Raw genomic sequence first — 25,004 nt, forward strand, 5'->3', positions numbered from 1 at the left:
CAATAGAGTACAAATAAGGAATAGGACAAATGGAAAATGTTAAAAATAAAAAAATAATGGGAAGAGAAGATGAATAAATTACTAATTCATAAGATTTCTTATTCAAATTTATGTGCGCAGTTCTCCGAACAAATAATAATAGCAGTACTGCCGATTATAGCTGTGTTATCTATGAATGCTTCAGCAGCTGAAACAGCTTTTATACAAATGATAAATACTTTGCCTTTTCTATTACTCTCTATTCCTATGGGAGTAATTGCAGATAGAGTATCAAGAAAAAAACTAATGATCCTAATAGAAATAGTTCGAGCAACGGCTATATTTCTATTATTTTATTTGACGTTCTCTGGAAGTCTATCAATCAATAAAATTGCATTATTCGGTTTTTTTATAGCCATGGGTACAGTTATTTACAGTGTGGCAAGTCCGGCTTTAGTGGCATCTTTCATCATAAAAGAACAACTGATTAATGCCAATAGATCAATAGAAATTGCCAAAAGCGTGGCTTTTACTGCCGGGCCAGCTTTAGGTGGTATTCTTGCTAGTTATTTATCTGGCGGGTTAGCATTCATCTTAGCTTTTTTACTCTCTATAGTAAGTGCTATTTTTCTGATATGTTTACCTAAGGAACCACTTTTAAAAAAATCTGGAAGAAATATACTTCAAGAACTTTGTGATGGTTTGATTTTTTTAGTTAAAAATAAATATCTTATGCCAATAACTATCACGGCTTTTGTATTTAATTTATCGCAATACTTGTTATTATCAATTTTTGCTTATTATGTTATCAATAATCTATCCTTTACTTCTTTTGAAGTTGGAGCTTCATTAAGTCTAATCGGTTTAGGAATGTTAATAGGCTCATTTTTATACAAAATTATATCGAAAAAAATAAATTTTGGTTTTCAACTGACTTTAGGACCTATATCTGCTTTTATTGCCTCCATTTTGATGTTCTTAACCATTATATATCATTCCAAATCACTAGTTTTTATTGCTTTTTTCCTTTTCGGGTTTGGGCCTATTATATGGACTATATCAACAGTATCACTAAGACAACTAGTCACACCTAGTAATATGATAGCTAAAGTATCATCGGTGATCATGACAGTTACATTTGGAGCTCGGCCTTTGGGAGCTGCTTTAGGTGTGTACATAAGTGCAAATTTAGGTGTTAATGCTTGTATTTCTGCAGTTTTAATCGGTTTTTTAATTCAGTTGATCATCATTCTTTTTTCAAAACCGGCCAAATTAAACAATTTATCTGATGCAGAAGAATAAAAACTGTATTAATTAAATAATAATATTATAGAGGTGAGCAATGTCCAATATTTTGGCCGTGCTCACTAATCAGACCTTAAATTTAATTACATCCACAGGACTCTAGTTATCGAATGGTAATACTAGAAGGATTACTTAATATTAGTATTGTCTACAAAGATGATAAAACACTTTATGATGCGATGATTAATGATAGTTTTGCTTTAATTACCAATCTTCTTTGTAACTAATAGGTAAACATACTCAATTTTATAGCTATTCAAGTAATGATGAATGTGAATAATAAATTAGAATCTACTGAAAATATTATCAATAATTGAGCTAAATAATATCGAATAATTATTGATTAAAGAAAACGAATCTTATTCAAAGGATGAAAACAGTTATTTCCCTAATTTTTATTAGCCAACAAATATGCAAAATTTTACAATTTAATTTATATCTATTATTTTCAAAGCAGTATTGAGAGAATCCTAAAACATTTTATTCATTATAGAGTTTATAGCTTTTTATCCATTTATCGATCCCTTCTTGATAATTGCTAATATCATACTGTTTAGCATTAATAATCGATGAACATCTATTATGCGGAAATAATAGATAACTATAATCTAAACTTAAATCTTCTCTACCTTTTTTTCATTATCTTTTATTTGAGCGTAAATATTATCCATTGCTTTTGGGGGATCTTCTTTATCATCAAGATAATCTTTAGACATACCCCAAAACGCTGATAAAGAATCTGTCATTGCTGGCATTTGCTCTAAAAAATCTCTATAACATTGTGCATAAATTTCACAATATGGATAATGATTAGCTTCACAATATCTCGTCGCCCCAGTAGTTACAAAATATCGAATGCTCTTATCTATATCACCATAAATACAACCAGATAATAATATTACTGTTGCTAAAAGAGAAAAACTATAACCTAATATTCTCATAAATAAATCCTAATTATCCAATATCATCTTGATGTGTCCTTATTTAACTACTTTTATAGCATACTCTAAATTAATCATATAATTGCTAATAGAATTTTGATAATTACATAACAGAGAGAGGCGTAGAAAAAATACAGAATTTGAATAGCAACGGAATCCTTTAATAACTTAACTTTAAACTTTTAAATACAAATATCGATCGTTCATTGATCCAATATTACCCACTATATAAAAATGATTTAGGGCATATTTTTAGTTATTGTAGAGTAAAGCGCCCTTAAATAGTTATAAAAAATGTTGAGGAGTATACTTTTATCGAATTACTTAAGGAAATCGAGATCTTATAAATGTCAGAATATCGTTTGCTTGAGTTGCAGTGTTTAATATTTCATAAAAATCGGGCATCTCAAGCAAAGCAACCAGCTCTGACATTGCGTTAATATGGCTGGTTTTATTAACTGCTGCTAAAGTAAAAATATATTGCGTGGGAATTTTATCATTCTTAAAAATAATTGGTTTTTTCAATACCGTTATACTTAACGACAGAGAGTTAACACCATCTTCTGGTTTAGCATGAGCAAGAGAGACATTTTTGGTTATCAAAAAACTGGTTCTATTTGAATTAACATTTTCAATAATTTTCTCTATGTAACTTCGGTTGATATAGTTCTTTTGTAATAATGGCAATGCAGCTGTAAATAAGGCACTTTGCCAATCGTTAGCAGAGACATTTATTTGAATCAAATCTTCTTGGATCAAATGGCGAATGCCTAAACTTTGATTTTCTATCGTTGTATTTTTATCTGTTTTATAAAAATACTGATAAAGCTCTTTTTTAATACCATTTTCATTGGAAATTGTACCGTATTTTTTAAAAATATCGATCAAGTCAGTTATCTTCGGATAGGTCAAATAAGAGTTAATTTGCGAATAAACGCGCTCCAGCAATAAATACTCTTCTTCATCGGACATGATTGGCGATACGATAAAAAACGGTTTATTTTGGTTATAAAAAACCAAATTATTTACAGTACTAAAGATTATATCGAAAAAATTGGTTAACTCTAAAGCTTCTGCAGTTTCCATTGGCCCTAAAAATAGAAAATCAGGGAAAAGAAACTTCAATCTATTATAGACAATTGAAGAACTGCCAATACCATTTTGACAAATAATTACGGCAACAATTTGCTGATTGGTTGATATTTTATTTTCATCTAGAATCGCCGCAAAATAAATGGTTAAAAAGGATATTTCATCGTCTGGAATATCATTATTAATGATCGGATAGATAACTTTTAAGGTTTCTTTTACAATCAAAAAGAGTTTATTAAACTCTTCTTTTACTTTATCTAAAATTGGATTAATGATTGGCAAACGGAAAAGTATTCGGTAATACGCGGGTCTAAAATGGCTATAGAGTTTTTTCGAAATATCATCATTGTTATCAAACTTTATGCCTAAAAGCTGCTCAAATCTCGATAGAATAATTTGCACAATATTTAAAATTAACTCCTGATCAACTGTCTTTATATCACGATTCCCAACCGAATTGCCCAGTAGCAAAGAAGTTAAGTATTGCACTTCATAAGTGTTATCATCTATTTTATATAATTTCAGCAATTCTGATGATATATGATACTCTTTCAACTTTATTATGATTTTATTTGGCATTGAGATAACAGGAATATATTCCAGTTTTTTAGTCATTCTTGGCAATAAGAATATCACTGTATAGATAAATTCTTTTTTCCTCTTTTCACCTAATAAAATTTCATTTTTTAGCATAATTTCATTGATATCGTTTTTGATATCAAGGTAGTCAACCTTCTCTTGGTTTAAGAAAAGATCATATAGGAATGTATCATCTAAATTATTGGATAAATCTTTGAGTAAATTTTTTAGAAAAAAATTACGGATCGATAATTCATCTCCAACTAACGAATAACCTTTTTCTCTAGTATAAGTGATTAAAATATCTTCGGAACTTAATAAAAGTTCTAGCTGTTTGATATCATTGTTTAAAGTTGTTTTACTAATATTTAATGCTGATAAAAAATGTAATGAAGAAAGATAAGTATTTACGTGATAGAGCAACATTAAAAAAATATATTTTTGTCTTTCCTCTGTTGAAAAAATATAATTTTTGCCAATTTTTCCGTTAATTAAATTCTTAATTAGAAACGCTTTACTTTTATCAGGCAAAGAGTAATACAGGGCATTTTGAACAACCACACTTTGTTCATTTGAAGAGAGGTATGCATTAATTTTTAAAATTGAATAATGTAATTGTCGTTTAGTTATATTCAATAAATTCAATAAATACTCCTGATCACAAGATTTTTCAATCAAAGTTAGGATAATTTTCTTTGAATTTAAGTCAATCATACCTTCTTCCTTACTAAAAATATCAATGAATTACATAATTTATTAGTAATATCACGGATGTTTTTCCTTATATTTTTTTAATGCATTTGCAAGGCTAATTGCATTTTTACTTATTTCCTCAACCGATCCTTTAGTTAATAAGGAACCAATACCAATACATTCAATATCCGTATTTAGCCAATCATCAACATTTTCTAACGTAACGCCACCCGAAGACATAATAGGCACATAAGGCATCGGTGTTTTAATGATATTAACTAAAGATTTGCCATAATAATTTGAAATAGGAAAAGCTTTGATCATAGCAGCACCATTCTCTAAAGCCGTGACAATTTCTGTCATGGTGGTACAACCAGGCATATAGGGTATTTGATAACGATTGCATATTTTGCATACTGCTTCACTATAATTAGGTGCTATGATAAATTTGGCGCCAGCAAGAATTGCTAATCGGGCGGTTTCACTATCCAGTACTGTCCCTGCACCGACTAAAATTTTGTCACCATATTCTTGGTTAAGTTGCTGAATTATTTGCCCAGCGTTATTGTTTGTGTAACTAATTTCTACACAATCAATACCACCGGCTAAAATACCCTCAATGATTTCTTGAGCTCTTTTGAATGTTTCAACTCTAGCTATCACTAAAAATTTACTTTGTTCTAACCGAGTAAGTATATTGGTTTTAAACATGATAATTCCCCACTCTATTTATAAGTGATAATAGTTTTTTATCGTATTGACTATGTCTTGGTTATCATTTGGATTCGTGACAGGTAAGACAGGTAATCGAGGTACGCCAACTTCAATACCAGATAAAGATAAACTTTGTTTAAGAACAGAAGGAATGGAAGCATATTTTAAAATCCGGCGAAATTCTTCAAGAGATTGTTGCCATTGTTCAGCTTTATCTAAATTACCGGCAATAAATTGCTTATATATTTCAACATTGTTGGTGGTTAGTAAATTAGATGTAGCTGAAATAGCACCAGTAGCACCTATTTTCAATGCTTTTAGGATGAGGGAGTCAGAACCAGAAAGAACTGAAAACTCATCTCGAGATGTGTTATCTATATAGCCAGCAATATTATTAATATCACCACTACTATCTTTTATACCAATGATATTACTGATTTTAGACAGTTTAGAAACTAGCTCAAAGGATAAATTAATTCCGGTATTTTTAGGTATATTATAAAGTACTATTGGAATAGCAAGGTTTTCGGCAATCATTTTATAATGATTATATAATTCATTTTCTTTCAATAAAACAAAGTACGGCGTAATTACCGATAACGCATCCACCCCGACAGCTATCATATGCTTACCCAGTTTAATGACTTCGTCAGTGGAGTTACCACCAGCGCCAGCATAAACCGGAACTCTTTTAGCCACTATTTCTACAACTATTTTAGCAAATTTAATTTTCATATCATTTTCTATAACATGAAATTCGCCATTGGTTCCTAATACAAAAATACCTTGAACACCATTTGCAATTAATTTTTCAATTAAAATTTCTGTTGTTTTAATATCAATATTTCCAGAGGATTCGAATGGTGTAACCATTGCAGTTATAATTCCATTTAACATACTTTCTCTCCTCTTATAGAAGCACCTAAACTGCCACCTGGATGCCACTGATAATACATATTTTCGGTTAAACCTACGGATTCTTGAAGTTTTATTGATAAACACTGTAAAATAATGACTTCAGCAAGTATTGATATTCGCGGAGGTTTATTTAAGTTGTCCCCTTCTTGTTTTACTCCAGCAAATAAAAATATGTCACAGTGTTGAGCTAACCAAGAATTGTTATTTCCCGCAACACCAATAATTTTTGTACCTAGTTTTTGCAAAGTACAAATTGCTTTTTTTAACTCTTCAGTTTCACCACTATTAGAAATCGCAATCACGATATCACCAGGTAAAACTTGCCCTGCCGAACCATGAATAGTTTCAGTTCCATCTAAAAAATAAGCAGGTATTCCTATTGATGAGAATAACGAAGCAATATAATGAGCAACATAAGAAGGTTTACCGATTCCTGTGACATGTACCCGACTACCTTCATTTTTTTTGCTGATAATTAAATCCTTTGCTTTATTTAAATTTTCTTCACCAATATATTTAATATATTCTGACAATTCCGATTTGATACAATCAATATATTTTTCTAACATACAATTCCTCTACTTACTCAATGATTTGAAAAAGATGATTACTTTTCAAATCATCTTTAATCAAACCCTCATACATTACATGGTGAAATGAAGTATTTTTTCCAACAAAATACCAACAACGTTGTAGTCAATATTTGGGAAGGTTGAGCCTTCTATTCCCATATTGCCAAATATCGGATATAAAACGGTAGGTAAAAAGGCTAACAAGAGTCCAACCACAAAAGAACCTAACATAGCGCCACGCCAGCCACCTGTTGAATTACCAAATACACCTGCGGTACCACCAGAGAAGAAACAGATATGAGCAGCAGGAATAATGACAACAGGAAAATCCAATGCAACCATTATGGTTACACCAACTAAACCAGCAGCATAAGAACAAAGGAAACCGATAATTACAGCCGTTGGCGCAAAAGGAAATACAGTTGGAACATCCAACGCAGGACGTGAATTTGGAATGAATTTTTCAGAAATAGAGACGAATGCAGAGGTGATTTCTGCTAAGAACATTCTTACACCAGTCATTAAAATTGACATTCCTGCAGTAAAAGTAAATGCTTGAATGAAAGGAAATACTAACCAATGCACTTTACCAGCTAATCCTTGAGTAAAGGTCTCACCAGCTTTAAAAGCCGAAATATAGAACAAGACGAGCATAACAACTGCAACGCCCATTAAAAAATCGCGGAAAAAAGATAACCATTTAGGGAAATGAATATCTTCAGTTGTTTTGTCGCTATATTTGCTAAATATCTTACCTAATAAACCAGAAAGTGCATATCCAAACATATTAAAATGACCGATTGCTTGAACATCACTACCAGTAATTCTTCGCATAAATGGTTGACATAATTGTGGCAATGCACTTGACGCGAAACCTAAAATCGTTCCACCGATTAAAATGGCTGCGGTATTAGATAAACCATAAGATTTTAGGATTAGTGATAATACACAAGCAAAGAATAGACTATGGCCAGTGGTAAAGAAGATATTTTTAAATGGTGTGATTCTGGCAAAAACTAAATTCATTGCAAAACCTAATATTAGCGTCACAGAAGTCACTAAAGCATATTCTGTTTGCGCCATACCAGCAGCTGCTTCTGGTGATGCAACGATACCAACAATATGAAAACCTTCTTGAAATAATTTATTAAAATTTTGTAGAGCACCTGTCATAAGAGCTCCACCAGCACTAAAAATTAAAAAACCAATGGTTGTTTTAAATGTGCCAGTAAAAACTTCTACCAACTGTTTCTTTTGGGCTAACAAGCCAACAAAGGCAACTACGCCGAGTAAAACAGCTGGAGTGCTAAGAAAACTAATTATAAAATCCATTTTAGACCTCTTATCAATTAAATTAATCCATCTTCTTTAAGAGCAAGCTCTAATTTTTCTTTTATTTCATTTTTATCCATAATATTTTTGATTCCGATAATACGTTGTGGAAGATTTTTCTTTTCTAAATCTTCGGCAACATCAGGTAACGTAATGATATATTTACCATTAAATCCAGAAACACCATCTAATGAAGAGTGCTCAAGGGCAATTGGAAAGGCATTTTCTTTGATGACTTCATTCAATTTAATTTTTAACATTAAACTTGACCCAACTCCTGCACGGCAGGCAACTAATGCTTTAATCATTTTCTATACTCCTTTCAAAGTTTTCTAAAAAATCTATAAAATCGTGCGGTTTTTTCACATCTTGTATAAAAGCTAAAAATTTCTCATCACTAAATAAAGATGCTAATTCTGACAATGCAGATAAATGATCGTCTCCGGTCGGTGAACTTAAGCAGAACAAAAACTTGACTGGATCATTGGCTGAATTTCCTGAAACGATAGCGTTCTTCAGTCTTGTAAATCCTATAGCAAGTTTTTTAGCGCCAGAATCCGATGGCGCATGAGGAATGGCAATATTTTTGGTAATGACAATATAAGGACCAATTTCTCTTAATATAGCGATAACTTTATCGACATAATTTGTCGTAACAGCTTCATCAATAACTAATGGTGACATTGATAATTCTATTGCTTCCTCAAAGCTACTAGCTTCAATATCAAGTTGAATATAAGAAGCTTTGATAAGTTTAGTTAACAAAGGTTTTCTCCTTTTGCAAAATCCATTTCAATTTGATTATACGAAGGCCTTGATATTAGACAATGATTATTGGGATTACTTTTTGTTGAGAAAAAACAAATAAAAAACAAAATGTGACTCTTAAAAATAAAAAACAGATAACCGGAGATTCTGATTAAGAATTTTATTGTTACAGACAAAACATAAAGTCATTTAAATTTGTCTGGATTGTGCTTGATATTGATCGATCATCTACAACTAAGAGAAGATTAATTGCAGAATAATGACAGAATAACTGACGTTCATAGACAATATTAAAATAATAGAATCGCCTTGTTAGAGAACTTTTTATGTTCAAATATAAGCAAAAATTGAGAATTACTAGTCCTATATAATTGTAGAATCGAAGCTATTCATTCCAATATTATAGAATTAACAATATTTCGATAATCTTTTAGAGGAAAATATTAGATAAAATAACTGAAGCATTTCTTTATTATTGAATCTTTTGATATTTGAAATTGGAGCGGGAAACGAGGTTCGAACTCGCGACCTCAACCTTGGCAAGGTTGCGCTCTACCAACTGAGCTATTCCCGCATTAGAAGTGTTTTAAATGGTGCCCGGGGCGAGACTTGAACTCGCACGGCCAAAAAGGCCGAGGGATTTTAAATCCCTTGTGTCTACCGATTTCACCACCCGGGCTCAAAACTTAGTTCCGAAAGGTAACTGCGTTTTGGATGCTGTGCATTTTACCGATCTTAATTTTTACGTCAATAGAAAATTTAAAATAATTGTCTAATTGCTCAATGTTTGTCACATTTAAGGGAATTTTTAATCAATTCCCTTAAAATTCAGTTTTCCTAGGATTAAGAATCAAAAATTTGATTAATAATCTGACTTAAATTAAACGCTAAATGAAGAACCACAACCACAAGTAGTAGTTGCATTCGGGTTATCGACGACAAATCGTGAACCTTGTAAACCTTCAACATAATCTATGGTGCCACCAACTAAATATTGCAGACTCATCGGATCGATAACCAAAGACACACCATTTTTTTCGATAGCGAGATCGTCTTCATTTACTTTTTCGTCAAATGTGAAACCATACTGAAAGCCACTACAACCACCACCAGTTATATAGACTCTCAATTTTAGATTCGGATTTTCTTCTTCTGTTACTAGAGATTTAACTTTATTTGCTGCCGCATCAGTAAAGTTAATTGGTAACGCATCGCTCATTTTATTCTCCTACTTTTATTACTGTTATATTATATACCCTTGAAAAAAGAAAATACAAAACGAAAACGTCGATTAGATAAATTTGCGTTAGCTAGCTTGAATTTAGCTTAATTTTGTGAATAAATACCACAACCTTAACTATAGAGATAATCACGATTATGCATACATTTAAATCTGAAAAACTTTACCGTGAAGCATTAGCTTTTATGCCTGGTGGCGTTAACTCACCTGTACGAGCCTTTAATGGCGTTGGTGGTACGCCATTATTTATCGAAAGGGCTGATGGTGCTTATATTTATGATGTTGATCAAAAAGCTTATGTTGATTATGTTTTATCGTGGGGGCCGATGATTTTAGGACATAATGATCCTGATGTTGCCGATGCTGTTATTAATGCGGTACGCAATGGATTAAGCTATGGTGCGCCAACTGAGATTGAAACTAAAATGGCTAATCTAGTCACTGAGCTGATGCCATCTATTGAGATGCTGCGTATGGTAAATTCAGGTACTGAAGCGACTATGAGTGCTATTCGCCTTGCTCGGGGTTATACCGGTCGTGACAAAATTATTAAATTTGAGGGGTGTTATCATGGTCATGCGGATTATTTATTAGTTAAGGCTGGCTCCGGAGCACTAACTTTTGGTCACCCTACTTCACCCGGTGTTCCTGAAGATTTTGTTAAAAACACTTTAGTTTGCGATTATAACGATTTAGAATCCGTCAAAAAACAATTTGAGCGGTATCCCAACGAAATAGCTGCAATAATTATTGAACCAGTTGCTGGTAATATGAATTGTGTACCAGCTAAAAAAGCGTTTTTACAAGGATTAAGAAGCTTATGCGACAATTATGGTGCATTACTTATTATTGATGAAGTAATGACAGGTTTCAGAGTTGCTTTAGGTGGTGCTCAAGAATACTATGGCGTTGTTCCTGATTTAACTTGTTTAGGTAAAATCATTGGTGGCGGAATGCCGGTCGGTGCTTTTGGTGGTCGTTCGGAAATAATGCAAAAATTAGCACCAACTGGCCCAATTTATCAAGCGGGAACGCTTTCCGGTAATCCAGTTGCAATGGCGGCCGGTTATACTACTTTGAAAAAATTGATGGATGTTGGTATTTATCAGGAATTAGAAGAGAAAACTTCTTACTTAGTTAATGGCCTGTTATCTGCTGCAAAACGTTTCAATGTTCCTTTTATTGTTAATCATGCCGGAGCTATGTTTGGTTTTTTCTTTACAAATGCTGTAGAAGTGAGCAGTTATAAAGATGTTATGAATTGTGATATTGAATTATTCAAAAAATTCTATCATCATATGCTCGCTGAAGGTGTTTATTTTGCACCATCAGCTTTCGAAGCAGGTTTCATGTCACTTAGGCACACAGATAAAGAAATCAATCATACGATTGATGTAGCTAGTCATTTTTTTAAAAATTTAAGTTAAATTGATAAAATAAAGTAATTTATACCCATAGCGATTAAAATTTTAAACTAAAACATAGGTAATAAATTTATGGTTAATCCGATAAAAGAAGGTGAAGAAGCACCTCAATTTTCTCTACCTGACCAAGATGGTGAACTAGTAAGTTCCAATGATTTTGAAGGTCAGCGAATTTTGCTCTATTTTTACCCAAAAGCGATGACACCAGGTTGTACAGTACAAGCGTGTAATTTACGTGATAGTGCTGACGATTTTAAAAAATATAATGTAGTTGTTATTGGTATTAGTACAGATAAACCAGAAAAATTATCACGTTTTGTTGATAAAGAATTATTAAATTTTACCCTACTTTCAGATGAAGATCATAAAACTTGTGACGCTTTTGGCGTTTGGGGTGAAAAAGAATTTATGGGAAAAACTTATGATGGTATTCATCGCATAAGTTTCTTGATTGGTAAAGATGGTAAGATCGAAAAAGTTTTCGATGACTTCAAAACCGCCAATCATCATACCGTGGTTTTAGATTATCTTAAAAACCATTGTTAATTTTTCAACTAAAGCCGATTATTTAATTAATCGGCTTTCTTTCGCTTTTCATATTATTTATCTTTGCAAAATTTGATCAACCATCAATAATCAGCTCATAACGACAAATCGCCATTGTCATTATCAATATTTATTCTAAAAATTATACATTATTTAATCTAAATTCTCTTTTATTTTCAAAAGCAGTAAACAAAATAAACTAATTATTACACTGATAATGTTTAATATAATTAAAGTACCATTAAAGGCTTTATGATAACTACCAATAATATCACTAAGCATAATTGACTGCATATCTGTCGGAATATTAGATAGTGGTAAGGCAAGATTCCCACTAGCCACAGAAGTTATCCAGTCATTGATTTCATCGACTGATGAACTATATTTTATTAATAGATTTGGTAATACATCATTAAGCCTAACAGATAATAATGAGCCATAAAGTGCAACAGCGATAGCTTCACTACCTAATCGGAAGGTGTTTAATAAGCCAGCAGCCATACCGGTCTGGTCAGGATTAACACAGCTTAACGCTAGACCATCAACAAGTCCTGCAGTTAGCCCCATACCTGTTCCAATCATAAATAAGGCCAAACAGATCAGATATATTAACCCATCAACACCACCACAAAAAAATAATAAAATTGCGCCCAAAATCATTAAAGCTAAACTAACAATAATAATAGATATTGCAGATATACCACATGAAACAATTTTTCCAGCAAGCAAAGGACAAAATAACACAGGGACCGTCAATGTGATCATAATTATACCAGCATAAGTGGGACTAAATTGCATCACCCCCGTTAAATAGCTTGGGTAATAGGTAAGCAAAGTAACAAAGCTAAAACTTGCAACAACAGGCACAAGAATCAACCCCATGTATTTTTTATTTTTTAATAAATTGAGATTCAAGACTGGATTGGTAATAGATTTTTCATAAATTACAAAGGTAAAGACCAAAAGAATCGTCATAGCTATTATTAGTAAGGTTTTTAAATTTACCCCACCTTGTTCAGTGCTGTTGCTAATAAGAAGCATCAACAAAAACAAAGCTATAGTGAAAATTATTGAACCAATTTTATCAAATGGAGTTTTATATTTATTTAAACTATCTTTAGTAATAGCTGGCGTCATAGATATAACTATTGTCAAGACAACAGTATGTAATATAAAAATAGCACGCCAGCTAAATATATCCAATAAAAACCCAGAAATTGTTGGTCCAAATGTAATCCCTAAACCTGCCGTGGTGCCAAAAAATGCAAAAGCTTTAGTTCTCTTCTCACCACTAAATGTTTTGATGAGTATAGCACTTCCACATGAAAATATAGCTGCACCACCAACACCTGCGAAGCCTCTAGCTATATCCAGCATTAGAGGGTTGATAGAGATAGAGGATAATAAAGAAGCAATTGTGTAAACCATGGCGCCAATTATAAAGACTCTTTTATGACCAAAATTATCAGCAAATGCTCCCCACAATAAAGTAAAACAAGCGAAAGTTAAATTAAAACTATTAACAATCCATTGTAGTGAGGTTGAGTTAGCAGAAAGATTTGCACCAATAAAAGGCAAAGCAATTGCCGTTCCTGAAATGGAGGTTGGCACTACAAATACAGCTAGTAATATGGAGGTTAAAACAATGGTTGTTTTAAAGTTTTCAATCCTTGAGTTCATATGTCAATTCTCTAGAAATATTTTATAACTGGTTAAAAATTAAATCTGAATGGGTAATCTATTAGAGAGCATCAAAAAACGATTCTTTAATACAAAAAAGCATATGCATTAGGAATGTAGACTTGCCAAAATAACATAGCAATAGATAATAATTAGGACTTTAGGTTTTGTATTCGTTAAAAATGACTATTTCCTTGATTATTACACTTTGCAATTTAAAACTTTTACCTAGTTTTATTCAACATAGTCTTTATTCCTTTACTATTTCAAGCAATATACTTAAAATTTTAATTCTGTTTTAATGACCTTATAATACTATCGGCAGATAACGTTCCATTAATATGATAGGTTCGATAACTATCGAACGTTAATATTATTAATCTGCTTTTTGCTCATGTCAATTTTTTTGATATTAATGATTATTTTTTGACGAAAGTATAATTTTAATTAAATAAGAAAATGAAGTTATAAGAATAAAATGAATTTAATTCAAATATTTAAAGCATTAAGCGATCCTAATCGCTTATTGATCATTAAAAGTCTAATAGAAGATGAACCTGGAGCTGAGCGACATTGCACATCATTTGGATTGCAATTAACAAGGGCGACTCGCTCACATCATTTCAAAATCTTAAGAGAGGCAGGACTGATATCACAGGTAGACAGGGGAAATTGTTCTCTAGCAACTTTAAGACGCGAGGAAATTGAAAAAGAGTTTCCTGGATTATTGGAATTAATTTCGACTAACTGGCAACCTATGTAAAAGAATTAAAGTTTTCTTATAGTAATATTTAGCAATAACATTTTAAAAATTATTTTTTTTAAAAAAACTAACTTTCGCAAAACCTTTTATTTTCAAAGAGTTTATACATCTGTAAAATATTCAAAAACTAACAATACAGCTTTTTGAATAATCTAGAAAGTAAAAAACAGTATTCTTATTAAATAATTTCAATATATAAGAGGCAATAAAAAGAGATCCTCTAATTAGTCTAAATCAAAGCCAACCAAACCATTATTAATTTTTCAACTAAAGCCGATTATTTAATTAATCGGCTTTTTTTTCGCTTTTTATATTATTTATCTCTTCAAGATTTGGCCATGCATTAATAATGGCTTTAACTAATGTCGCAAGCGGTATGGCAAAAAATACACCCCAAAATCCCCATAAGCCGCCAAATATAATAACAGCAACAATAATAACCAATGGATGAAGATTGAGTTTTTCAGAAAACAGATAGGGAACCAATAAATTACCATCAAGAGCTTGAATTAGAATATAGAAGAAAATTAAATAACCAAATTGTGCCGTGAAGCCCCATTGAAAGAGTGCGATTAATACCACCGGAATACTAGAGATAATAATACCAATATAAGGGATCAGTACGGAAAGGCCAACTAAAACAGCTAATAATAAGCCATAATCTAAACCAAAATACCAAAATGGGATATAAACACAGATAGTTAATATAACAATGTGTAAAACATTGCCGACTATATAGTTGGAAATTTGCATATCCATTTCAGAGGCGACTTTATTTAATATGGTACGATTCTTAGGCAATGCCTTAGAACAGTAACCCCATATTTTCGCTTTATCTTTCAATAAGAAAAACATAATAATTGGTACTAAAACTGCATTAATGGCCACTGAAACTAAGCTAAATAAAGAACTAATTGAAAACTGTAATAGTGAATTGCCTGTTTGCACAACTCTACTGGTTATACTCTGAATTATTGAATCGAATAGACCAACATCAATTAATTCAGGATAGTGTTCTGGTAAAGATGTAATAAATTTATTTGCAAAATTCAACATATTGGGAATATTAGTGATTAAGCTAACACTTTGTTGCCAAATTAGCGGTAACAAAATCATAATGCCGGTTAATCCGACAAACATAAATAGTAGCAGCACGATCACGACGGCTAATGTATGAGGAACCTTTTTGCGTTGCAAATAATTAACCGGCCTATCGAGTAGATAAGATAAAACAATCGCAATTAAGATAGGTAGTAAAATTTTGTTGAAGAAATAGATGATAAAAAATAACACAATGATAACAATCAGTAACGATACCACATGAGGATCGCTAAAGCGTTTTTTATACCATTCAATAAACAATTTTAACATCTATAACTCCTTCTTGTTGTTTTATTAGTCTATTTGTTGTTAATTAAACTTACTTTTTAAAACCACCCAATATCCCTCGAGTAATTTGCCTGCCTATTTGATTAGCGACTTGCCTAGTGGCACTTTTAGCTACGCTTTGCACGACACCATCATGTTGCCCGCCCTTAGCGCCTTTCCAACCAAAAATAAGTGATCCTAGAAAATCCATTACTCCACCATGTTGGTCGTTATTTAATTGATTCTGCTCTGAATTTATCTCTGCAGGATGTTGATTATTTTCGCTATTGATCGTGAAACCTTGTTTAAGTTTTTCATAAGCTGATTCACGATCTATAGTGTTTGAATATTTAGAATAAAAGTGGGATTGATGGATTATTGCTAATTGATCTTCTAAAGTCATGGTTCCCATTTTCGATTCTGGAGCAATTACCATTCCCCTTTGTACTACATTAGGACGCCCTTTTTCATCTAAAAATGATATTAATGCCTCACCAACTCCAAGTTCCATTATCGCTTTTTCTGTATCAAAGTTTGGATTGGATCGCATGGTTTGCGCTGCTACTTTAACCGCTTTTTGATCTTTAGGTGTAAAAGCTCGTAATGCATGTTGAACGCGATTACCTAGTTGGCCAAGAATAGTTTCTGGAATATCGGTTGGACTTTGTGTAGCAAAATAAATACCAACACCTTTAGAGCGAATAAGACGAACAACTTGTTCGATTTTTTCTAATAAAGCTTGAGAAATATCATTAAATAATAAATGAGCTTCATCAAAAAAGAATACCAGTTTCGGCTTATCAAGATCGCCAACTTCTGGTAAATGCTCAAACAATTCAGATAACAACCATAATAAAAATACTGAATATAGTTTGGGCGAATTATAGAGTTTATCTGCTGATAAAATATTGATAATGCCACGACCTTGTTCATTAACTTGTAGTAAATCATTAATATCTAACATAGGTTCGCCTAAGAAGAATTCGGCACCTTGCTGTTCAAGAGATAATAATCCTCGTTGTATTGCACCGATTGATGAAGCACTAATATTGCCATATTGCGTGGTAAATTTTTTGGCATTATCACCAATAAACTGTATTAAGGTGCGTAAATCTTTAAAATCAAGCAATAACAGACCATTATCATCCGCTATTTTAAATACAAGTTGTAAAACGCCTGATTGAACATCATTCAAATTTAATAATCTAGCCAATAAAATAGGACCAATATCGGAAACCGTACTACGAACTGGGATCCCTTTTTCAGCAAATACATCCCATAACGCTAAAGGTGATGAATCAGGGCGCCAATCAGTTACGCCTATATTTGCCAATCGTGATTGTAATTTGTCAGATAGTACCCCTTTTTCTCCTAAGCCAGTCAAGTCACCTTTAACATCAGCAAGAAAAACCGGTACACCAATTTGCGAAAAATTTTCTGCTATCTTTTGTAGGGTTACAGTTTTACCGGTACCTGTCGCACCAGTTATTAAACCATGGCGATTTGCCAACGATGCAAGGATGTATAAATCATTACCTTCACTTTTTGCAATAACGATCTTTTCACTCATAAACATCTCCCGTTCAAAAATTGCTATTAAAACAATCAAGAATATTGTAAGCTGAAATAGTAATAACTGCTATTGTTATTATTTTAACTCATCTTGTAAGGGGGCAGTATGTTTCCAGAATATCGTGATTTAATCTCTAAGTTAAAAAACACTGATTTACATTTTCAAAAACTATTTGAAGAACACAATCAACTCGACCAAAAAATTAAGAATATTGAAACGGGTATTACCGTTGATACTTCTGAAACGATTGAAAGTTTGAAAAAACAGAAATTAAAATTAAAAGACCAAATCTATGAAGTTTTGAAAAAAGCCGCTGCTTAATATTTCAAAACAATAAGCTTGATTAATTCTACTTAACGTTATAAAAAAACCCCAAATTATGGGGTTTATCTCAATTTATCTTTTGCCACTAATCTACCGTTTATTGTTTATTGACTTGTTCTTGTGCTTTTTTCAATTTACGGTTTTTAATTAGTGTAATTAAATTTTTGTGTGGGGTTTTCATTTTTTTACTCCTCTTGTTGTTATTGTTAAATAAATGCTCCTTAAAATATTTTAAAGATGCTGATTAAATGTATAAATATTAGTTTATTAATAATAATGTTTAATCGCTTTTTCAATGATGTCATTACTATAACATAATAGTTCGATATTTATACATTTTTTAGTTAATGATGTAAGCATAACTTACATCAAGGATATTATTTTAGAACCATTGTCCAAAGCGTTTGATGTAAATCTTTTTCATTATTTGGGCAACAACACAGTAACTCAATAATGTTGCAACCAACCATGGGAAATAGGACCATGGTAATGGTTGAAGACCAATTAAGCTGCCAATTGGTGAAAATGGAATATAAATACCCACCGCCATAATTAGCATAGTCATAACAATCACTGGGAATGCTGCTGTGCTTTGAATAAATGGAATTTTTTGTGTTCTTAGCATATGTACTACTAAGGTTTGGGATAACAATCCTTCGATAAACCAACCTGAATGGAACAGCGATTCAGCTGCTACACTATTAGCACCAAAGACAAACCACATTAATGCATAAGTTGTAATATCAAAAATGGAAGATGTTGGGCCGATCCAGATCATAAAGCGTCCAATATTTGGTGCATCCCATTTACGTGGTTTTTGTAAAAACTCTTCATCCATCTTATCCCATGGTAATGATAATTGTGAAATATCATATAACAGGTTCTGGATAAGTAAATGAATCGCCAACATTGGTAAGAATGGTAAAAATGCACTCGCAACTAATACCGAGAAAATATTACCAAAATTAGAACTTGCCGTCATATTAAGGTATTTCATGATATTACCGAAGGTTTCACGACCACATATTACCCCCTCTTCTAATACCATTAAGCTTTTTTCCAGCAAAATAATATCGGCTGATTCTTTAGCAATATCCGTTGCAGTATCCACCGAAATACCAACATCGGCATCGCGTAACGCTGGAGCATCATTAATACCATCGCCTAAAAAACCAACTGTATGACCGTTATCTTGTAATAATCGAATTATGCGAGATTTTTGTAACGGAGTTAACTTAGCAAAAATAGTACGTTGTTCAATTTCTACTTTTAGCTCTGCATCATCCATTGTTTCAATTTCAGTACCTAATAAAGGAATACCGGGCTCTAAGCCAACTTCACGACACACTTTAATAGTGATAATTTCATTGTCACCAGTTAAAACTTTAACCGCAACACCATGTTCATTTAATGCTGAAATAGCCTCATAAGCACTCTCTTTTGGTGGATCTAAGAAGGTTAAGAAACCACGAATAGCCAATGCTTTCTCATCTTGGACATTGTATTGCGTTTTAGTTTGTTCTGCTGAAATCTCTTTGACGCCAACAGCTAATACTCTAAAACCGTCTTTATTATAATTATGAGCCAATTCAATTAATGCTTGTTTTCGTTTTTCATCTAGTGGTAAATATTCACCATTTTCATAAACGAAATCCGAAATAGATAACATTTCTTCAACTGCACCTTTACAGATCATTAAGTGATTATCATCATTGCCTTGCACAACTACAGATAAACGACGACGAACAAAATCAAACGGTAATTCATCTATCTTACGATAAAGACCAACGCCGACTTTTTTAACACTGGTTTTTTCTTCTGCAAAACGGATGATTGCTTTATCCATCAAGTTTTTCATTCCGCTTTGATAGTAACTATTGAGCCATGCAAGTTGTAACACAGATGGATCAACTTGACCGTTAATGTCTAAGTGATGTTCTAAAATGATTTTATCTTGGGTTAAGGTACCGGTTTTATCAGTACATAAAATATCCATCGCACCAAAATTTTGTATTGCGTTTAACCGTTTAACCACCACTTTGCGTTTTGCCATTCCTACCGCACCTTTGGCTAGGTTGGCGCTAACAATCATCGGTAACATTTCAGGCGTTAAACCAACCGCCACTGCTAAGGCAAATAATACAGCTTCTCCCCAATCACCTTTAGTAAAACCATTTATCAATAATACAATCGGAACCATTACTAACATGAAGCGAATCAATAACCAACTCACGCTATTTACGCCCCGATCGAAGGAAGTTTCAGCTCTGGAGCCCACAATGGATTTTGCTAACGAACCAAAATGCGTATCTGCACCAGTTGCCACAACAATCGCTTTTGCAGTGCCACTGACTACATTGGTACCCATAAAACAGATATTATTGACATCAAGAACATTATCTTTATTAATTTCAGATGGATTCACCTCTTCTGAAGTTTTTTGTGATACCGCACCTAAGGTATCGTATTTTTCAACTGGAATTGATTCACCGGTTAATACTGCTTGGCTGACAAATAGATCTCTTGATTCGATTAAACGAATATCCGCTGGAATCATATCGCCGGCAGATAACAATACAATATCACCCGGGACAATATCACTTAGAGGCACTTCGATATGTTCAGCTGGCATATTTTTATTTGGCCGACGTAGAACTGTAGCTGTGGTTCGAATCATCGATTTGAGTGCCTCGGCAGCTCTATTTGAGCGAAACTCCTGCCAAAAACGGAGTAAGCCACTTAATGTTACCATGGTTAAAATGATAATAATTCCTGTTAGATCAGTCTCTTCACCACTTTGTAGTGGTAACCAATAGTCAGTCACAAAACTAACTATAGCTAATGTCAACAAGACAAAAATAAATGGATTTTTGAATGCTAGTAACAACTGAACAAAAGCCGAAGGAACTTTTTCCCGAGCTACTTCATTTTTACCATATTGTTCCAATCTTGATTTTGCATTTTCTTGGGTTAAACCAGAAAGACTTGATTGAAATTTAGATAAAATGTTATCTAGACTGTTTTGAGCTTCCTCAAGTGCTTTTATAGTTAAAGTATTTTCTGTCTTTACTTTAAATTTGTTTTTAATCATAGTTGGTACCTATCTATATTTTTTAGACAAAAGAAACCTATTCCTTAGTTAAACATAACAAGGCATTAATAAGTTTTAATTGACCAAAATTTAAATGCAAAGCAATAAGTAGCCAATAAAGCTAATGCTTGGCACGAAATAAAATTATTGAAAAATAAATTTAATTAAGAATTAGATACAACTAGGTGGCTCTAAATGTTTATCAGTAAGATACAATACTCGTAAAAGTACTTTATGAGCACAATGATGTTTTGAGTTTGTGTGATAGCGTGTAGAAAATTGCATATCGTTCACCGTTACCGTTTTTATCAATTTCGGCTCGTGAACTGAAAAAATTACTATTTAGACAGGTTCATTAACCGATAATGATGTGTTTGAATTTATCTCCCCACATTTTGGGGTGACCCGATTGAGTGTCCATATTTCTCCTGTAAATTGAACTCATCACTTTGTATTTCAACTTTTCTTAACCATCATTTTTAACCACCTTATAGTTAAAAAAGTAAGAAAAGCTCAAAGGCGAGCACTTTATACGCTTTTAAATTTAAGAAGTCAACATAATATGTAAAAATAGACTTATAACTGCCTAAAAACAGCACTAATAATGCGGTTATTAGAAAATATTGTATAGAATTAATACCTGTTTTATACAATATCAGTTACAATTGCCCAATTGTTATCAACATTGGTTAATCTGAATGGATCTTACGCAACTATTACAAGATAATTGGTTTAATTTATTTCTTATTTTTATACTCTCTTTTGTTGGCTTTATTTATAAAAAAAACACGCCAAAAAACTACTTTGACAATATTATTAAATATTCAGATATTTTAGAAAAAACACCACAACCAAATTATCAAAAAGATTATTTAAATAACATTAAGAAGAAACTAATTTGGGAAAAAGTCTGCTTCTATAAATCAGGTAATATTAATAAAGAGAGAATTGCTATCTCATTAGTTAATGCTGATAAACATAACATTATTGAACTATCACAATTAAATCAATTCACTCAATATTTTGCTATCGAACAAAATCGACTTACATTACTAAAACCTTTTTTAATTAAAGAGATAATTTTAAGTGCCGCTGTTTGTCTGTTTACATTTATTATGTTAATAACCAATTTGCATACCATCTTTAAATCAACTTGGATTATTAATGTGATTATTTCTCTTTTAACAATTTTTATTATGATTTTTATAATTAGTCAATTTGCTAAAGGACCATTAAAAAGATTAAATACTTATCGCTTAATTTTGAAAGATAGTGACTTTTTAAACAGAGCAAATCAAGAATTTACGAATATACTTGCTGAAAATCAGGAACTAAATGAGTCTATCGTTTCACAAGAAGTTGCAAATGAAGAAACAACAGACTAATTAAAATTATTTGGATTTATCCATTAAAAGGATAATCAATAATTGCGATATTATCGATTATCCTTTTTTCATATTTGGGGATGCAGATTGAATTTTCAATCGTGAATGTTTTAGTTGTTCAACCAGACTCAGCAAAGATGAATTTAATTGATACATAAACTGCTGATAGCTAAACTCCTTTTTACTAATTTCTTCTAGTTGTAACTCCCAATGTGCAGTCATATCTGGCATTGAGACACTTTCGGGCAATGATAGAATTAAATTCTGACCAATTGGTGTTGAACGTATTGATTTACCTTGTCTGGTCAAAAATTGCCGTTTGAATAAAAGTTCAATTATTCCTGCACGTGTCGCTTCAGTGCCCAACCCATCTGTTTCGCGTAAGATTTTTTTTATCTCAGGGTCTTTAACAAATCTTGCTATACCCGTCATTGCTGAAAGTAGAGTTGCATCGGTAAAAGGTCGTGGAGGTTGTGTTTCTTTACTAAGTAACTCTGTATCAATACATTGTACCAATTCGCCTTTTTTAACTAATTTGGTTAATAAGCCATTATTCTCGTTGCTATCTTTATCACTCTCGGCTTGATAGTTCTTACTTCTAAATAAAACTTTCCAACCTTCATCTAACATTTGATTGGCTTTAGAAGTAAACTTACCACCACCAATATCAACATCTATTTGTAATTCGGCATATTTATAAACAGGATAAAATTGTGCCAAATACTGTGTGGCTATCACTTGATATACTGCTTGCTCGTTAGAAGATAAATTATCCATTTTGGCTTTACGTAAAGTTGGAATAATGGCATGGTGTGCTTCAACTTTTTTATCATTCCATGCTTTAGAACGTAGAGTGAAATCAGCATCATTAACCGCAGTTTGCAGTTCTAAACAATTATTCTCGATGGCAGCTTTTACACCATTAATCTGTTTTAAATGCTCTTCTGGTAAAAAACGACAATCTGAACGAGGATAAGTAATTAACTTATGTTTTTCATATAAAGATTGGCAGATATCAAGTACTTCTTGCGCACTTAAACCATTCCTTTTTGCCATTTCAATTTGTAGGGCCGATAAATTAAACGGCATTGGTGGCGCTAATTCTTTCTTTTTGTTACTGACTTTATCAATAATGCCCGACTGATCTTTTATTCGTTGGCAAACATTTTCAGCCAACCGTTTAACCAATACACGACCTTCTTCATCCTGATAAGGTGCACAAGCTTCACTTGGTTGCCATTTGGCTTTAAATATTTCGTTATGTTTGGTTTGCAATATAGCAAATACTTCATAGAATGGTTTAGGAACAAATTGAGTTATCTCTAAATCACGCCTAACGACTAAGCCTAAAATAGGAGTTTGTACTCGGCCAATTGATAAAACGCCTCGATAACCATTACGTTGACCAACCAGAGTACAGACTCGGCTCATATTCATGCCATACAGCCAATCAGCCCTCGCTCGAGCTAATGCCGAGGTGGACAAAGGAATAAAGTCTTGATTACTACGTAACTGTTCAAGTGACTTTTCAACAGCACTGGCATTTAAATCACTAATCAAACAACGCTGGATAGTTTTACGTTTTTCCGGTGTTAGCTGACAATAGTTTAGTACTTCATCCACCAATAACTGCCCTTCTCGATCTGGGTCACCAGCATGAACAATCTGATCTGCAGATTTAATCAAATCCACTAAAATATTGAATTGCTTTTCAGTACTACTTTTAGGCATCAATATCCATTTATCAGGTACTATAGGCAAATCATCAAGTGCCCATTTTTTATATCGTTCATCATATACTTCAGGTGTGGCTTGTTCTAGTAAATGGCCAATACACCAACTAACAATATCACCATTACTGGCTTTTATAAATCCATTCCCTTTTTGATGAGGTTTCGGCAAAACATCAGCAATAGCCCTAGCTAAGCTGGGCTTTTCAGCAATAAATAAGCGAAAAGATTGATTAGATTGCATAATAATTATTATTAATCATAAATTTTAAACGACGTACCCATTATCTGGTTTATTTAAACTATAACTTAATTTGCTAGTAAGCTTAATAGCAGCCTGATTACTTGCATTGCAATAAGATGGTATATGATTTAGTAACCAAGCTAAGATCAGCTTTGCTGAACTAATTAGCACTCGCTCCTCGCCTTTCACCTATTCTATAGATTCAACGTCTATTTTCATAATCTCATTATTAGCAAAATAAGATAATATATCTGCAACTATAATTTCATTTGTTAAAATAAGAAGTCTTACGCCAGCATTAACCAATTTTGCATAGAAATTGAGATTGTTACACAACTTTTTAGTCCATTCAAGTCTAAGAATTTGCTGAAAATAATTTAGCAATTAGTTTTAGTTGATAATTTTTTCAGCAATTTTGCATGAATAAAGATTCATCTATTCATAATAATTAACAGATTTATATGAAAGCTGTAGCCAATTATTTTTTCATCATTATAGTTATAGGTGCTTTCAATTAAATTTTCCATAATTTATTAATTGGAACAATGTTAGTATCATCCTTATTACATCTTTGTGAAATATAACTAATCAGTTAAGGTTTCGGTTTAACATCTACAAAACAAGCAACCAATATTGATTACTACAGAATTAGCTTGTAATTTGTTATCTATATAAGCATTGCTTAGATCTCTTTTCATATCAGCGGGTAAAAGTGTTTGTGGTACACTTGCAAATAACAACTT

At 32.4% G+C, this 25,004-nt stretch carries 21 protein-coding genes and 2 tRNA genes; 6 read left to right on the plus strand and 17 right to left on the minus strand.

Annotated features, from left to right (window positions below; genetic code table 11):
* The first annotated feature begins 69 nt into the window (after positions 1–69).
* Positions 70–1,281, plus strand: a complete 1,212-nt coding sequence (locus H3T54_RS00785; RefSeq protein ID WP_198220414.1) for an MFS transporter — start codon at positions 70–72, stop codon at positions 1,279–1,281.
* Between the two features lie 617 nt (positions 1,282–1,898).
* On the opposite strand, the gene H3T54_RS00790 is transcribed toward H3T54_RS00785, so the two are convergent.
* The 11 genes from H3T54_RS00790 to erpA form a co-directional block, all read right to left on the minus strand.
* Complete coding sequence (locus tag H3T54_RS00790) at positions 1,899–2,225, minus strand: hypothetical protein (RefSeq protein WP_198220415.1); 327 nt, start codon at positions 2,223–2,225, stop codon at positions 1,899–1,901.
* A gap of 324 nt (positions 2,226–2,549) precedes the next feature.
* Positions 2,550–4,610 (minus strand): BglG family transcription antiterminator, encoded by a 2,061-nt coding sequence (locus tag H3T54_RS00795; RefSeq protein ID WP_198220416.1) that lies wholly within the window; start codon positions 4,608–4,610, stop codon positions 2,550–2,552.
* 51 nt (positions 4,611–4,661) lie between these two features.
* Positions 4,662–5,300, minus strand: coding sequence for a ketohydroxyglutarate aldolase (locus tag H3T54_RS00800; RefSeq protein ID WP_065651934.1), 639 nt, complete (start codon positions 5,298–5,300; stop codon positions 4,662–4,664).
* An 18-nt stretch (positions 5,301–5,318) separates the two neighbouring features.
* Entirely contained in the window at positions 5,319–6,200 is an 882-nt protein-coding gene (gene dapA / locus H3T54_RS00805) for a 4-hydroxy-tetrahydrodipicolinate synthase (protein WP_198220417.1), read from the minus strand.
* Positions 6,194–6,790, minus strand: coding sequence for an SIS domain-containing protein (locus tag H3T54_RS00810; RefSeq protein WP_198220418.1), 597 nt, complete (start codon positions 6,788–6,790; stop codon positions 6,194–6,196). The genes dapA and H3T54_RS00810 overlap by 7 nt, the downstream gene beginning before the upstream one ends.
* Positions 6,791–6,865: 75 nt before the next feature.
* Positions 6,866–8,125 carry a PTS ascorbate transporter subunit IIC gene (locus H3T54_RS00815; protein WP_086366104.1) on the minus strand — a complete coding sequence of 420 codons (1,260 nt, stop codon included), beginning with the start codon at positions 8,123–8,125 and terminating at the stop codon, positions 6,866–6,868.
* A 17-nt stretch (positions 8,126–8,142) separates the two neighbouring features.
* A complete protein-coding gene (locus H3T54_RS00820; RefSeq protein ID WP_198220419.1) occupies positions 8,143–8,433 on the minus strand; it encodes a PTS sugar transporter subunit IIB in 291 nt (96 codons plus the stop codon).
* A complete protein-coding gene (locus H3T54_RS00825) occupies positions 8,426–8,890 on the minus strand; it encodes a PTS sugar transporter subunit IIA (protein ID WP_198220420.1) in 465 nt (154 codons plus the stop codon). Before H3T54_RS00825 ends, H3T54_RS00820 begins: the two co-directional genes overlap by 8 nt.
* A 501-nt stretch (positions 8,891–9,391) precedes the next feature.
* Positions 9,392–9,467 (minus strand) — tRNA-Gly (locus H3T54_RS00830).
* A 17-nt stretch (positions 9,468–9,484) separates the two neighbouring features.
* Positions 9,485–9,572: transfer RNA gene (locus H3T54_RS00835), tRNA-Leu, on the minus strand.
* Positions 9,573–9,773: 201 nt separating this feature from the next.
* Positions 9,774–10,112, minus strand: a complete 339-nt coding sequence (gene erpA / locus H3T54_RS00840; RefSeq protein WP_034914816.1) for an iron-sulfur cluster insertion protein ErpA — start codon at positions 10,110–10,112, stop codon at positions 9,774–9,776.
* Between the two features lie 158 nt (positions 10,113–10,270).
* Here erpA and hemL point away from each other — a divergent pair, with 158 nt between their 5' ends.
* Both hemL and bcp read left to right on the plus strand, forming a co-directional pair.
* The gene (hemL, locus tag H3T54_RS00845; RefSeq protein ID WP_198220421.1) at positions 10,271–11,560 is read left to right on the plus strand and encodes a glutamate-1-semialdehyde 2,1-aminomutase; all 1,290 of its coding nucleotides are present in this window, start codon (positions 10,271–10,273) and stop codon (positions 11,558–11,560) included.
* Positions 11,561–11,629: 69 nt separating this feature from the next.
* Entirely contained in the window at positions 11,630–12,103 is a 474-nt protein-coding gene (bcp, locus tag H3T54_RS00850; RefSeq protein WP_065578054.1) for a thioredoxin-dependent thiol peroxidase, read from the plus strand.
* Positions 12,104–12,256: 153 nt separating this feature from the next.
* Here the strand turns inward: bcp and H3T54_RS00855 are convergent, their stop codons facing one another.
* Positions 12,257–13,783: an MFS transporter gene (locus H3T54_RS00855; RefSeq protein WP_198220422.1), complete on the minus strand. Its 1,527-nt coding sequence runs from the start codon at positions 13,781–13,783 to the stop codon at positions 12,257–12,259.
* A 478-nt stretch (positions 13,784–14,261) separates the two neighbouring features.
* Here H3T54_RS00855 and H3T54_RS00860 point away from each other — a divergent pair, with 478 nt between their 5' ends.
* The gene (locus H3T54_RS00860; protein ID WP_110447714.1) at positions 14,262–14,546 is read left to right on the plus strand and encodes a helix-turn-helix transcriptional regulator; all 285 of its coding nucleotides are present in this window, start codon (positions 14,262–14,264) and stop codon (positions 14,544–14,546) included.
* 285 nt (positions 14,547–14,831) lie between these two features.
* Here the strand turns inward: H3T54_RS00860 and H3T54_RS00865 are convergent, their stop codons facing one another.
* On the minus strand, positions 14,832–15,917 hold the full coding sequence (locus H3T54_RS00865) for an AI-2E family transporter (protein ID WP_110447713.1): 1,086 nt from the start codon (positions 15,915–15,917) through the stop codon (positions 14,832–14,834).
* 49 nt (positions 15,918–15,966) lie between these two features.
* Positions 15,967–17,484 carry a helicase HerA-like C-terminal domain-containing protein gene (locus H3T54_RS00870; RefSeq protein WP_198220423.1) on the minus strand — a complete coding sequence of 506 codons (1,518 nt, stop codon included), beginning with the start codon at positions 17,482–17,484 and terminating at the stop codon, positions 15,967–15,969.
* 108 nt (positions 17,485–17,592) lie between these two features.
* Here H3T54_RS00870 and H3T54_RS00875 point away from each other — a divergent pair, with 108 nt between their 5' ends.
* Positions 17,593–17,808, plus strand: a complete 216-nt coding sequence (locus tag H3T54_RS00875; RefSeq protein WP_198220424.1) for a YdcH family protein — start codon at positions 17,593–17,595, stop codon at positions 17,806–17,808.
* Positions 17,809–18,193: 385 nt separating this feature from the next.
* Here H3T54_RS00875 and mgtA read toward each other — a convergent pair whose 3' ends face one another.
* Positions 18,194–20,902 carry a magnesium-translocating P-type ATPase gene (mgtA, locus tag H3T54_RS00880; RefSeq protein WP_110447710.1) on the minus strand — a complete coding sequence of 903 codons (2,709 nt, stop codon included), beginning with the start codon at positions 20,900–20,902 and terminating at the stop codon, positions 18,194–18,196.
* Positions 20,903–21,600: 698 nt separating this feature from the next.
* Between mgtA and H3T54_RS00885 the strand changes: the two genes are divergently transcribed.
* Complete coding sequence (locus H3T54_RS00885) at positions 21,601–22,287, plus strand: hypothetical protein (RefSeq protein WP_198220425.1); 687 nt, start codon at positions 21,601–21,603, stop codon at positions 22,285–22,287.
* 57 nt (positions 22,288–22,344) lie between these two features.
* Here the strand turns inward: H3T54_RS00885 and H3T54_RS00890 are convergent, their stop codons facing one another.
* Entirely contained in the window at positions 22,345–24,261 is a 1,917-nt protein-coding gene (locus H3T54_RS00890; RefSeq protein WP_198220426.1) for a DNA topoisomerase III, read from the minus strand.
* A gap of 189 nt (positions 24,262–24,450) precedes the next feature.
* Positions 24,451–24,645, minus strand: coding sequence for a GNAT family N-acetyltransferase (locus H3T54_RS12015; RefSeq protein ID WP_110447707.1), 195 nt, complete (start codon positions 24,643–24,645; stop codon positions 24,451–24,453).
* Positions 24,646–25,004: the final 359 nt, after the last annotated feature.

This window comes from Gilliamella sp. B14384G10 (genome assembly GCF_016101685.1).
GTDB classification, from domain to species: domain Bacteria; phylum Pseudomonadota; class Gammaproteobacteria; order Enterobacterales; family Orbaceae; genus Gilliamella; species Gilliamella apis_A.